Raw genomic sequence first — 12,582 nt, forward strand, 5'->3', positions numbered from 1 at the left:
CCGGGCCGGGGGAGGAGCTTGCACTCTCGGGGGTCGAGTGCTAATCATTGGCGTTAGCACTCTGCAAGTGAGAGTGACAACTTATGGACCGGGTCAGTGAGGCCCGGAGGGACCGGTGGAGCAAGGAACCGCCGGGCTCTCAGGCCGTCCGTCGCGGGCGCGGGCGCGGTCCGGAGCAATCCACCCCAGTCCGGGAGGACCACTTCACATGGCCAAGATCATCGCGTTCGACGAGGAGGCACGGCGCGGTCTCGAGCGCGGGATGAACCAGCTCGCCGACGCCGTCAAGGTCACCCTTGGTCCCAAGGGTCGCAACGTCGTCCTCGAGAAGAAGTGGGGCGCCCCCACGATCACCAACGATGGTGTTTCCATCGCCAAGGAGATCGAGCTCGAGGACCCGTACGAAAAGATCGGCGCAGAGCTGGTCAAGGAAGTCGCCAAGAAGACGGACGACGTCGCCGGTGACGGTACGACCACCGCGACCGTCCTCGCCCAGGCACTCGTCCGCGAGGGCCTGCGCAACGTGGCGGCCGGCGCCAACCCGATGGCCCTCAAGCGCGGGATCGAGAAGGCCGTCGAGGCCGTCTCCGGTGCCCTGCTGGAGCAGGCCAAGGACGTGGAGACCAAGGAGCAGATCGCTTCGACGGCCTCCATCTCCGCCGCCGACACCCAGATCGGCGAGCTCATCGCCGAGGCGATGGACAAGGTCGGCAAGGAAGGCGTCATCACCGTCGAGGAGTCGCAGACCTTCGGTCTGGAGCTTGAGCTCACCGAGGGCATGCGCTTCGACAAGGGCTACATCTCGGCGTACTTCGCCACCGACATGGAGCGCATGGAGTCGTCCCTGGACGACCCGTACATCCTGATCGTCAACTCCAAGATCGGCAACGTGAAGGACCTCCTTCCGCTGCTGGAGAAGGTCATGCAGTCGGGCAAGCCCCTGCTGATCATCGCGGAGGACGTCGAGGGCGAGGCGCTGTCGACCCTGGTCGTCAACAAGATCCGTGGCACCTTCAAGTCCGTCGCCGTCAAGGCCCCGGGCTTCGGTGACCGCCGCAAGGCGATGCTGAACGACATCGCCATCCTCACGGGCGGCACGGTCATCTCCGAAGAGGTCGGCCTCAAGCTGGAGAACGCCGGTCTCGACCTGCTGGGCCGCGCCCGCAAGGTCGTCATCACCAAGGACGAGACCACCATCGTCGACGGTTCGGGCGAGAGCGACCAGGTCGCCGGCCGTGTGAACCAGATCCGCGCCGAGATCGAGAACAGCGACTCGGACTACGACCGCGAGAAGCTCCAGGAGCGCCTCGCGAAGCTGGCCGGCGGCGTGGCCGTCATCAAGGCCGGCGCCGCGACCGAGGTCGAACTCAAGGAGCGCAAGCACCGCATCGAGGACGCGGTGCGCAACGCCAAGGCCGCCGTCGAGGAGGGCATCGTCGCCGGTGGTGGCGTGGCTCTGCTCCAGGCTTCCTCGGTGTTCGAGAAGCTCGAACTCGAAGGTGACGAGGCGACGGGCGCGAACATCGTCAAGCTCGCGCTGGAGGCTCCGCTCAAGCAGATCGCCGTCAACGGTGGTCTCGAAGGCGGCGTCATCGTCGAGAAGGTCCGCAACCTGCCGATCGGTCACGGCCTCAACGCCGCGACCGGCGAGTACGTGGACATGATCGCCGAGGGCATCATCGACCCCGCGAAGGTCACCCGTTCCGCTCTCCAGAACGCGGCCTCCATCGCGGCGCTGTTCCTCACCACCGAGGCCGTCATCGCCGACAAGCCGGAGAAGGCCGGCGCCGCCGGCGCCCCGGGCGGCATGCCGGGCGGCGACATGGACTTCTGAGCCCGCCGCCGTACGGCTGTACGGCACCGGCTCGGAGCGTTCCTGAACCGAGGGCGGTACCCCTTCCGGGGGGTGCCGCCTTCGGGCGTTTCCGGAGCGGGGTCCGGTGTCAGCGGGTGTAGTCCTTGAGCTTTTCCGTCTCCAGGGTGATGGCGACCGGGTCGGGCACCTTCACGGTGGCGCCGTACGGAAAGGACGTACGGGTCTGGTACTCGCCCTCGCGGGGGTCGGTGTAGACCACGACCTTCTCCGCGTTCCGGTCGATCAGGAGGTAGACCGGGATGTCGGCCGCCGCGTAGCCGTCCCGCTTGTGGACGTGGTCGCGCAGGCCGGTGTCGAAGTCGTGCGAGGTGACCTCGACGGTCATGAGGACACCGTCGGGATCGGCCCACTCGCCTTCCTGCCGCACGAAATGGTCGAGCGGCGCGAGCGCCCCGTCCGCCCGGGCGCGGCCCTTGCGGTAGCTCTCCACCTTCAAGCCCTGCTCCGGGTACAGACGCAGGTCGGGGCGCTGTTGGAGGCAACGCTCCAGCAGCCACATGACGATGGCCCCGTGGAGCTGATCCGGCAACGGCTTGACCTCTAGTTTTCCGTCGATGAATTCGAGCGTGACGCTCTCCGGGGCCTTGCGGGCGAGTTCCTCGAAGTCGTCGATGGACATCTGCGGCTCTGCCTCGGGGCTGGTGGTCATGGCGTCGCCTCCTCCCCTCCATGGTGCCCCGGTCCGGTGTCGGCGGATGGACTGAAGTGTCATACGGGCGTCCTTTCAGGTGGGCGGTTTGTCACACGCTAGATCGAGATCACCGTGCGCGGCAATCCGGTCACGGCGGGTGAACGTCTGTCTGATTCCGGGCCGCAACTGGCCAGGTGGGGAGGGCCTTTCCCGCTACGCCCCGGCCGTGCCCAGCGGGAGTTCCAGTTCCGCCCAGACGATCTTGCCGCCGGGGGCCGTGCGGGTGCCCCAGCGGTGGGAGAGTTTGGCTACCAGGAACAGGCCCCAGCCCTTCTCGTCCTCCGCGCGGGCGTGGCGCAGGCGCGGGGAGCGGTCGTCCGAGTCGAAGACCTCGCAGACCAGGGCGCCGTGGCGGATCAGGCGGAGGCGGATGGGGCCGGCGCCGTACCGGATGGCGTTCGTGACCAGTTCGCTGACGATGAGTTCCACCGTGGCGGCCAGCTGGTCCAGGCCCCACGACGAGAGCTTGGCGACAGCCAGGGCGCGGGCGTTCGCCACCAGGGCGGGGTCGGTGGGCAGCACCCAGGTGACCACGTGGTCCGGGGGCAGTGAGCGGGTACGGGCCAGCAGCAGCGCCACGTCGTCCTGGGACGCGGCCGTCGACACCATCGTGTCGACCACTCCCGCGCACACCTCCTCCAGCGGACCGCCCCTACCACCGATCCTGGCCAGGGCCTCGCCCAGCCGCCCCAGCCCGACGTCGATGTCCGCCTCGCGGGTCTCGACCAGGCCGTCCGTGTAGAGGGCGATGACACTCCCCTCCGGCAGCTCCATCTCGACCGACTGGAAGGACAGCAGCCCGAGGCCGATCGGCGACCCGGCCGGCAGCTCCGGGAAGGTGACCGTGCCGTCCGGGAAGACGATCGCGGGGGGCGGGTGGCCGGCGCGCGCCATGGTGCAGCGCCGCGTGACGGGGTCGTACACCGCGTACACGCAGGTCGCGCCCATCACGGGCGTGCTGTAGTCCTCGGCGTCGGGCTCCGCGTCCTCCTCGGTGAGGCGTACGACCAGGTCGTCGAGGTGGGCGAGCAGTTCGTCCGGCGGCAGGTCCATGTCCGCCAGGGTGTGGACGGCCGTGTGGAGCTGCCCCATCGTCGCCGCCGCGTTGATGCCGTGCCCGACCACGTCACCCACCACCAGGGCGACCCGCCCGCCGGACAGCGGGATCACGTCGAACCAGTCGCCGCCGACCCCGTCGTGCAGGTCCGCCGGGAGGTACTGGGAGGCGACGTCCACGGCGTGGCCGCCCGACAGGTGGCGGGGGAGCAGGTTGCGCTGGAGGGCGAGGGACGCCGTGCGCTCGCGGGTGTAGCGCAGGGCGTTGTCCAGGCTGAGGGACGCCCGCGCCGCGAGTTCCTCCGCCAGCAGGAGGTCGTCCCTGCTGAACGGCGCCTTGGTGTCGTTACGGGTGAAGACGGCGACGCCCAGGATCGCGCCGCGCGCCCGCAGCGGGACCACGATGATCGAGTGGACCCCGGTCTCCTCGATGACCCTGCGCCGGCCGGGGTCGTTGTCGACCCAGGTGCCGGGTCCCGTCCTGATGACCGGCTCGAACTGGGACTTCCCCGTGGTCATGGCGGACATGAAGGGCGAGACCCTGGGGACGTACACGGCCTCCCCGATGGACCACAGGGACTCGGGGTTGCCCTCGTGGATGGACGCCACCCCGCCGCGCCGGAAGACCGGGATCGTGCCGTCCTCGGACTCCAGCCGTTCGAGGGGCTCCCCGCCGAGCGGCAGGGCCTCGGCGAGATCGACGCTGGTGTAGTCGGCGAGGAGCGGCACGGCGACGTCGGCCAGCTCCTGGGCGGTGTGCATGACGTCGAGCGTCGTGCCGATCCGCGTACCCGCCTCGCTGAGGACGGAGAGCCGCTCGCGCGCCCAACTGCTCGTGATGTCCACCGCGATGGAACAGACCCCCAGCGGCCTGCCGTCCATCCCGTCGAGGCGGAAGAAGGAGGACGAGAAGACCCGCTCCTGGTGGAGGTCCTGGGCGATCCAGCGGAACTCGTGGTCGATCACGGGGGTGCCGGTCCTGAGGACCTGGAGCATCGCCGCTTCGACCGCGTCCGTGTCGAACCCCGGCAGCGACTCGGTCACCCGGAGGCCGAGGCGCTCGTGGCGCAGGGCGCCGCTCTGGCGCTCGACCGTGCTGTTGAGCCAGACGCAGCGCAGGTCGACGTCCCAGATGGACAGGCCGATGGGGGCGCCCTCCAGGAGTGACCTGACCACCACGCCGTTCATGGTGGGCCGTACGGAGGACTCGGAGAGCGGGGCGGCGGAGAGGAACCAGTCGGTACGGCCGTCAGGGCCGGCCAGCGGGGAGGCCTGGAGGGTGACGTGGACGCCGTGCCCCTCCTGGTGGCGCAGCTCGGCCAGCTCCGACCAGGGTTCGCCGGCCCGGACACGGGCGGGCCAGGCGGGGACGAGGGGGGAGGTGGCGGGGGTGGCTGTGCTGGGGCCCGTTGCTTCGGGGGAGTGGAGCAGACGGGTGGCGGAACGGTCCACCACGTCCGCGGCCCGGTAGCCGAGCAGCTCCTCCGCGGTCCGGGTCCAGCCGATGACGGTCCCGCGCGCGTCGATCACGGCCACGGCCGCCCCGGCCATGTCGAGGGCGGCCTGGGCGGGACCTGCGGGGCCGCCCCGCGTAGGACCGGACGCCACCGGGCGGCCGTCGGCACCGGGCACCGCTGCTCCGGCATCGCCCTCGGCATCGACCATCAGTGAGATCCCATCCGCCCGCACATGTCTCTTATGGCATGGTTTCATACTTCCCCGTGCGGGGGCGGGCGTCCGGTGGGGGCGTCCGGGCGGGGCCTCAGGTGGCGCGGGCCGCCTTCAGAGCCGCGCGCAGATGCCCCCCCGACTCCGCGAGGAGCGACCCGGCCCGGGGGCCGTCCACCTCGCCCAGGATGGTGAGGATGGCGGGCTTCACCTCACCGTCCGTGGCGGCGAGCGCCGCCTCGATCTCCGGGTCGGACGCACCCGTGGCCAGGGAGACGATCCGCCGCGAGCGGGCCCGCAGCTTCTCGTTCGAGGCGCGGACGTCGACCATCAGATTCCCGTACGTCTTGCCGAGCCGGATCATCGTGATCGTCGAGATCATGTTGAGGACGAGCTTCTGCGCCGTACCGGCCTTGAGGCGGGTCGACCCCGTGAGCAGTTCGGGACCGACGACCACCTCGATGCCGTGTTCGGCGGCGGCCGCCAGCGCGCTGTCCGCGTTGCACGACAGGCCGACGGTGAGGGCGCCGAGACCGCGCGCGTACTCCACGGCTCCGACGGCGTACGGGGTCCGGCCCGACGCGGAGACACCCACCACCGTGTCGTCCGCGGTGAGCTTGAGCGCGGTCAGGTCGGCGGCGGCCAACTCCTTGGAGTCCTCCGCGCCTTCGACGGACGTCACCATCGCGCCGGGCCCGCCCGCGATCAGGCCGACGACCTGCTCCGGGGCGGTGTTGAACGTGGGCGGGCACTCGCTGGCGTCCAGGACACCCAGCCGTCCCGCCGTGCCCGCACCCGCGTAGATCAGCCGGCCGCCGCGCGCGGCGCGCTCGGCCACCGCGTCCACCGCGGCGGCGATCAGGGGCAGTTGGGTGGCGACGGCGTCGGGGACGGTGCTGTCCTCGCGGTTCATGATCCGGGCGATGTCGAGCGTGGGCAGCTGGTCGATCTCGGCCAGCTCGGGGCGGAACGCCTCGGTGGTGAGGGCGTCGAGCTGCGCGCGGAGTTCGCCGTACATGCCGTGCGTGCCGGGGGTCGAGGTCATGAAGAAGCGGCTTTCTTCGGGTGGAGGAGTACGGGAGGGGGAGTGCGGGGCCGGGAGGCTTCCCCGCAGCGGTCAGCGGGCGGTGCGCGGGCTGTGGCGGTGGGCGAGGGCTTCGTACGACGCGGACAGCGCGGGCGCCGCCGTTTCGTACGTACGCTGCGCCACGCCTATGAACAGGCAGTCGACAACGAGCAGTTGGCTTGTACGGCTGGACATCGCCGCCGGGCGCAGCTCGCTCTCGCGGGCCGTGGAGGTGGTCAGGACGTGGTCGGCGTACTGCGAGACGGGGCCGTCCGGGCGGCCGGTGATCGCGACCGTCGTCGCGCCGCGGTCGAAGGCGACCCGCAGCGGTTCGATCGCGTCCCAGGTGGAGCCCGAGTGGGTGATCGCGATCGCCACGTCACCGGCGCGGAGCTGGACGGCGTGGGTGACGGCGAGGTGTGGATCGCTGTGCGCCTGGGCGATCACGCCGATACGGGAGAGCTTCTGCGCGAGGTCCATGCCGACGAGCGCGGAGGCGCCGACACCGTAGATGTCGATCCGGCGGGCGGCGGCGGCCGCTGTGACGACGGCCCCGAGCTGGACGGTGTCGAGGGCGGCGGCGGTGTCCGCGAGGGTCTGCTGTTCGTCGTACGCGAGCTTGGCGACGACGTCCGCGAGGGGATCGTCCACGGCTATGTCGGCGGTGACGGCGGGCGCCCGGCCCGACTGCTGCTGGGCGGCGAGGCCGGCGAGCGCGAGGCGCAGGTCGCGGTAGCCGGGGTAGCCGAGGAGACGGGCGGTGCGGACGACGGTCGCCTCGCTCGTGCCGGTCAGCTCCGCGAGACCGGTGACGGTCAGCGCCGCGCAGCCGGCCGGGTCGCCGGCCACGGCCTCGGCGACGAGCTGCATGGACCGGGTCATGGAGGGCGCGAGGGTCCGTACCTTGGCGGCCAGGGCCGCGGGTGCGGGCGGGGCGCTCGTTCCTGTGGCCGCGCTGAAACTTTCCTTCACGTCCTGGGTCATGGCTGAAAGATATTTTCGGACGCTGTCGGCGGTCAAGCCCGGGGAGGGACAATGTGGGGATGGACGAAGTGAACAACGACAACGCGTTGGAGCAGGCGCTGCACGGTGCCAGGGCCCTGGTCCTGGCGGACCTCGTCGCGTCCGGTGTCGCGGAGGCCGAGATCGTGTCGCTGGTGGAGGACGCGGTGTCGCACCGCCGCTGGTGGGTCGAGCAGTGGCCGGCGGGCGTGGGGTTCGTGGCCGGGCTGGTGGCGCAGGACGTCCAGGACGCCCTGCTGGAACGGTACGGCCGCTGGCCGCTCTGCCCGGTCTGCGTGACGGTCGAGCCGCACGCCCTGGAGGTGGAGCCGGAGCTGGGGGCGGATCCGCACTGGGTGTGCGCGAAGGAGGCGGTGGTGGTGGCGCCGGTGGGAGGGCTGCCGGCTGGCGCGGGCGGGGGGCCTTTCGGCGGGCGTTTGGGCGGCGCCTTCGAGGAGCCGTTCGACGAGCCGTTCGGCGGCCCCGCCGACGGGGGCGACACCCCGTGACCGTCTACATCGACCCGCCCACGTGGCCCGGGCACGGGCGGATGTGGTCGCACCTGGTCAGCGATGTGTCGTTCGAGGAGCTGCACGCGTTCGCGGCGTCGATCGGGTGCCCGGCGCGGGCGTTCGAACGGGACCATTACGACGTGCCCGCGAGTCGGTACGAGGACGCGGTGGGGGCGGGGGCGGTGCGGGTGGGCTCGAAGGAGCTGGTACGCCGGATCACAGAGGCGGGCCTCCGACGCCCAAAGGGCCGCGCGTCCTCCTGACCGGGCTTTTGTCCTCAATCGCCGGACGGGCTTGGTTGTGCGTCTGCCCGGTGCGGGCGGGTGCGGGTTACTGATTGTCCTCAATCGCCGGACGGGCTTGGTTGTGCCCGCTGCGGGCCGGTTGCGTATGCGCGGGTTGTTGCCGGGGGCCGGGCAGGGGTCGTGTCCTGCACTGCATGTTTTACGTCGCGTTCGGGGACTTGTTTGGTTCACCGGTAGTCACGCGACACAAAACACGCTTTACGTTCCGGACACGACCCCTGCCCGTCCCCCTTTCACGCCCGCGTCAAGGCAAATCAAGCCCGTCCGGCGTTTGAGGACGCGGTAACCCGCACCCGTCACCGGGCAGAGGCCAAATCCAGCCTGTCCGGCGTTTGAGGACATTGGTAAGCCGCGCTCGCGTACCGGGCAGGGGCACACTCCAGCCCGTCCGGCGTTTGAGGACATCAGTAAGCGGCACCGTCCACCGGGCAGAGGGGAGGCGCCCCGGGCCGGCGGGGTCGTTCGGCTCTCCCTCGGCGTGAGGGGGGTGGGGTCGGAGGAGGTGCGTGTGTCCGGACGTAAAGCGTGTTTTGTGGCGCGTGGCTACCGGTGAACTGGACGAGTTCCTGAGGCGCCGTAAAACATGCAGTCCGGACATACGTACCTCCGGAGGCCCCGCCCCCCGTCACCACGACAAACCCAGCCCGTCCGGCGATTGAGGACAAGCAGTAAGCGCAACGAACACCGGGGCAGAAGCTAGCGCGCCGCGTACGCCACCAGCCGGTCAACCACCCGCCCAGGCGAAGGCATCGCCGCGATCTCCCCGGCCACCACCACACCGCGCTCGCGAAACCCCTCGTCCCCCGCGACCGTACGAAACGCGTGGCGCACGGCATCCGCGGACAGCCCGCCCCCGCTCGCCGCCTCCCCCGGATCCGCCAGCAGCCCGACCCGCGCGCGGACGACCTGCGCCGCGATGTCGTACTGGTCCGCCGCGAGCGGCGCCACCACCAGCGGCACCCCATGGGCGAGCGCCCCGAGGACCGTCCCCGCGCCCGCGTGGCAGATCACCATGTCCACGTAGGGGAGCAGCTGCTTCTGCGGTACGTACCGCTCGATCCGTACGTACGGCGGCTGCCCCGCGAAGCGCGCCGGATCGCCGTTCGTGCCGAGCGTCACCACGACGTTGACCCGTTCGCCGTGCAGCGCCCGGATCATCGTCTCCAGGACGCCCGGCAGGTTGCCGTGGCCGGTCCCGAGGGTGACGTACACCGTCTTCTCGAACGGCAGCCCGTCGAGCAACGCGGGCTGGGCGTCCTGCGCCGGCTCCGGCGTGACGTGATCGGCCCGCAGGGGCCAGCGCTCGGTGAACTCCCACTCGCCCGCGCCACCCGCCACCGTGCCGTCGGGGCGCATGCTCGCGGGCCAGATCTCCAAGCAGGGCACACGGTCAAGGCGGCGGCCACGACCCGGCCCCCCGCGGCCCACCACCTCCTCCACCGCCCGCCAGCCCGGCTCCGCGAACGCGGCGGAGCGGGGCGGTCCGAAGTCCTCCAGTACGTACGGGACACCGGCCGACGCGGCGGCGATCACCCCCGCCCGCTCCGCGGGGCCCGCGACCACCAGGTCGGGGCGCCAGGCGCGTACCACCTCCGCCACGTCCTCGGCCATCTCGGCCGCCGCGATCTCGATCAGGCCGTGGACGAGGAGATGCCGTACCCGCTCCTCCGCCGACAGCCCCGAGAGCACGTCGGCCGGGTACGCGCGCCGGTAGCGCCCGGCCGACTCGGCGAAGGGCGGCCCCGCGGCGACGGCGGGCAGGCCGAGCGCCTCCGGATGCCGCACCCCGTCGGGACCGGTCACGAAGAGCACCTCGTGCCCCCGGTCCCGCGCGGCCGTCACCAGGGGGAGCAGGGGTGCGAGGTGGCTCTGGACCGGTACGGAGGTGAAGAGCAGACGCATGGGGCACCAGCACCCTTCCCGGTGACGCGGGCCCCCGTCCTCGTACGTACCCCTCCCACGCTAGCCCGCCCCTCACCGGGCGTCGCGCGGACAGCGGGCACCAGGAGGCCACCTCAGGCGGTGACGCCGAAGGTCACGCGGTAGTCGCAGGCCCCCTTGCACGGCATGGTCGCGGAGTCGTCGAAGGCGTAGGAGTACGCGTACGGCTCGGCCCGCTTGAACACCTGCGTGTAGTCGACGGGCCAGCGCGAGGGTACGCAGTTCTCGCGCCCCGCCCACTCGTCCTCGCAGCAGTACGTCTTGCCGCCGAACGCCGTGCACGGGTTCGTGCAGCCGACCACCCGCCCGCCGGCCGTGAACCGCATCTTGTCCGGGCACGCGACCCGCTTCGTACAGCCGCCGGCCGAGCATCCGGAGGCGCTGACGGGGTCGGTGGTGTCGCCGCGGGTGATGTTGATGTACATCGGCAGGTTGGAGCCGTCGACCATGCTCACGTCGTAGAAGTCCATGGCCCCGGGCTTGGGCGCGCTGAGCGCGAACTCGGCGAGCGTGGCGGGGGTCGCGCCGCTCCCGGTGCACTGGAAGCCGCCCGCGCAGTCGCCGGTCTCGCAGTGCCCGTTCCCGGCGGAGTCGAAGGAACAGCCGGTACGGCCCCAGAACCGCCCGATCCAGCCACTCGGCACCTCGACCGCGACCCGCTGCCCGGGGGTGAGCTTCCAGCCGGTGGCGGCGAGGGGGTGCTCGGGGCTGCCGAGGGCGGCGACCCAGACGGTCCGGCTCTCGTTGTTGACGAAGGAGACGATCCGGGTGTCGGCGGTGCCGCGCCGGTCGGTGACGCCCGCCGCACTCCCACCCCGGGCCGGGGTAGGGGCGGCGCCCCGACTCTTCCGGACAGCGGCCCGCTTCTTCTTGGGCTTCGGCTTGCTGGACGCGGACGCGGAGGGACTGGCCGAGACGGAGGGAGCGGGGGGCGGGACAGAGGGCAGAACGACCGTCGGGGACACCTCGGGCACACCGGCGGTCCGTACGGAGTCCACGTCCGCCGCGGCCCCGAAGAGTGAGGGCCACACCAGCGCCACGACGGCGACCCCCGCCGCGACAACCCCGGCCCCCGCCCACCAGCCCCGCCCGCCCCGGGTCCGCTTCGCCCGGTGCCGCGTTCTCGCCATCGCCGTACCTTCCACCACTCGCCGATACGGGGGCCCCGACGGACCCCCCGTATCGGAGACGGCCCGAACCCCCACCCCGACAACAAGAACCGGAACACCGGTTTCCGTCGGTCAGGTGGCGAGGTTCGTACGCGCGCTCTCTTCGGCCGCAGTCGGACGCGAGCCTGCGACGACCTTGCTGGTCGTACGGCGGTGGTGGCGCAGGGACACGACGGTCAGGGCCGCCGCCAGGGCGGTCATGGAGGCGCCCGCCCAGGCTGTCGCGGCGTAGCCCAGGTCCGCGTCGATCACTCGGCCGCCGAGCCAGGGGCCGCTGGTGTTGCCCAGGTTGAAGGCGGCCGTGGAGGTGGCGCTGGCCAGGGTGGGGGCCGCTGCCGCGAGGTTGAACATGCGGGCGCTGAGGGCCGGGGCCGTGATGAAGGCCGAGAAGCCGAGGAAGAAGGCCAGGGGGACCACGACGGCGGGGTGCGAGGCGGTGAGGGCCAGGGTGATGAGGAGGATCGTCGATGTGCCTATGCCGCCCAGGAGGACACCGAAGGGGTGGGCGTCGGCCAGGCGGCCGCCGGACGTCGTACCGGCCAGTGCGCCGATGCCGAAGAGGGCCAGCACGGTCGGGACCCAGCCGCTGTCCAGGCCGGAGACGTCGGTGAGGAGCGGGGCGAGGTACGAGAACGTACAGAAGATGCCCCCGCCCGCGAGCGCCGTCAGGACGATCGCCAGCCAGATCTGGCGGTCGGCGTAGAGGGACAGTTCGCGCCGGACCAGGGGCTTCTCCGCGGGGAGGGGGATGCGGGGGATCAGGGTCAGGACGCCGACGAGCGCGACGGCGGAGGCCGCGGCGACCGCCCAGAACGCCGAGCGCCAGCCCAGGTGTTCGCCGAGGAACGCGCCGGCGGGGACGCCGAGCACGTTGGCGATGGAGAGCCCGCCGATCATCACCGACATGGCGCGGGCGCGTGCGGTGACCGGGACCATCGCGATGGCCACCCCGGCGCCGACCGCCCAGAACCCGGCGCAGGCGAGGGCGCTCACGACGCGCGACGCGAAGAGGATCTCGTACGTCGGGGCCACGGCTCCGGCGACCTGGCCGAGGCCGAAGACCGAGATCAGGGCGACGAGGGTGGCGCGGCGCGGCAGCCGGAGGGTCGCCACGGCGAGCAGGGGCGCGCCGACGACCATGCCGATCGCGAAGGCGGAGATGAGGAGTCCCGCCGTGGGGATGGACACGTCCATGTCGTCGGCGAGGTCCGGCAGGAGGCCGGAGAGCATGAACTCGCTCGTCCCGAGGGCGAAGACGGACAGCCCCAGGGTGTGGACGGCTATCGGCATACGGGG

General features: G+C 71.6%; 9 protein-coding genes and 1 pseudogene. 3 read left to right on the forward strand and 7 right to left on the reverse strand.

All coding sequences use genetic code 11. The features are described from left to right. Positions 1-208: 208 nt before the first annotated feature. The gene (gene groL / locus OG349_RS20800; protein ID WP_161307490.1) at positions 209-1,834 is read left to right on the forward strand and encodes a chaperonin GroEL; all 1,626 of its coding nucleotides are present in this window, start codon (positions 209-211) and stop codon (positions 1,832-1,834) included. Positions 1,835-1,943: 109 nt separating this feature from the next. On the opposite strand, the gene OG349_RS20805 is transcribed toward groL, so the two are convergent. From OG349_RS20805 to OG349_RS20820, 4 genes are all read right to left on the reverse strand, one after another. Further along, entirely contained in the window at positions 1,944-2,525 is a 582-nt protein-coding gene (locus tag OG349_RS20805) for a Uma2 family endonuclease (RefSeq protein WP_327236037.1), read from the reverse strand. Positions 2,526-2,720: 195 nt separating this feature from the next. After that, positions 2,721-5,288: a SpoIIE family protein phosphatase gene (locus tag OG349_RS20810; protein WP_327236038.1), complete on the reverse strand. Its 2,568-nt coding sequence runs from the start codon at positions 5,286-5,288 to the stop codon at positions 2,721-2,723. A gap of 97 nt (positions 5,289-5,385) precedes the next feature. Beyond that, a complete protein-coding gene (murQ, locus tag OG349_RS20815; protein WP_327236039.1) occupies positions 5,386-6,336 on the reverse strand; it encodes an N-acetylmuramic acid 6-phosphate etherase in 951 nt (316 codons plus the stop codon). Between the two features lie 72 nt (positions 6,337-6,408). Beyond that, complete coding sequence (locus OG349_RS20820; protein WP_327236040.1) at positions 6,409-7,341, reverse strand: MurR/RpiR family transcriptional regulator; 933 nt, start codon at positions 7,339-7,341, stop codon at positions 6,409-6,411. A 59-nt stretch (positions 7,342-7,400) separates the two neighbouring features. Here OG349_RS20820 and OG349_RS20825 point away from each other — a divergent pair. Both OG349_RS20825 and OG349_RS20830 read left to right on the forward strand, forming a co-directional pair. Further along, a pseudogene (locus tag OG349_RS20825) lies at positions 7,401-7,760 on the forward strand (hypothetical protein); the annotation flags it as partial. A gap of 104 nt (positions 7,761-7,864) precedes the next feature. Next, positions 7,865-8,134, forward strand: a complete 270-nt coding sequence (locus OG349_RS20830) for a DUF4031 domain-containing protein (RefSeq protein WP_327236041.1) — start codon at positions 7,865-7,867, stop codon at positions 8,132-8,134. 738 nt (positions 8,135-8,872) lie between these two features. Here the strand turns inward: OG349_RS20830 and OG349_RS20835 are convergent. The 3 genes from OG349_RS20835 to OG349_RS20845 form a co-directional block, all read right to left on the reverse strand. Beyond that, positions 8,873-10,078, reverse strand: coding sequence for a glycosyltransferase (locus OG349_RS20835; RefSeq protein WP_327236042.1), 1,206 nt, complete (start codon positions 10,076-10,078; stop codon positions 8,873-8,875). 113 nt (positions 10,079-10,191) lie between these two features. Next, positions 10,192-11,247, reverse strand: coding sequence for a thaumatin family protein (locus tag OG349_RS20840; protein ID WP_327236043.1), 1,056 nt, complete (start codon positions 11,245-11,247; stop codon positions 10,192-10,194). A gap of 111 nt (positions 11,248-11,358) precedes the next feature. Further along, complete coding sequence (locus OG349_RS20845; RefSeq protein WP_327238642.1) at positions 11,359-12,576, reverse strand: Cmx/CmrA family chloramphenicol efflux MFS transporter; 1,218 nt, start codon at positions 12,574-12,576, stop codon at positions 11,359-11,361. Between the last annotated feature and the right edge of the window lie 6 nt (positions 12,577-12,582).

This window comes from Streptomyces sp. NBC_01317 (genome assembly GCF_035961655.1).
Taxonomy (GTDB): Bacteria; Actinomycetota; Actinomycetes; order Streptomycetales; family Streptomycetaceae; genus Streptomyces.

Coding starts and splice junctions, on each gene's coding strand:
- groL (WP_161307490.1), top strand. CDS start 209: ATGGCCAAGATCATCGCGTTCGACGAGGAGGCACGGCGCGGTCTCGAG.
- OG349_RS20805 (WP_327236037.1), bottom strand. CDS start 2,525: ATGACCACCAGCCCCGAGGCAGAGCCGCAGATGTCCATCGACGACTTC.
- OG349_RS20810 (WP_327236038.1), bottom strand. CDS start 5,288: ATGGTCGATGCCGAGGGCGATGCCGGAGCAGCGGTGCCCGGTGCCGAC.
- murQ (WP_327236039.1), bottom strand. CDS start 6,336: ATGACCTCGACCCCCGGCACGCACGGCATGTACGGCGAACTCCGCGCG.
- OG349_RS20820 (WP_327236040.1), bottom strand. CDS start 7,341: ATGACCCAGGACGTGAAGGAAAGTTTCAGCGCGGCCACAGGAACGAGC.
- OG349_RS20835 (WP_327236042.1), bottom strand. CDS start 10,078: ATGCGTCTGCTCTTCACCTCCGTACCGGTCCAGAGCCACCTCGCACCC.
- OG349_RS20840 (WP_327236043.1), bottom strand. CDS start 11,247: ATGGCGAGAACGCGGCACCGGGCGAAGCGGACCCGGGGCGGGCGGGGC.
- OG349_RS20845 (WP_327238642.1), bottom strand. CDS start 12,576: ATGCCGATAGCCGTCCACACCCTGGGGCTGTCCGTCTTCGCCCTCGGG.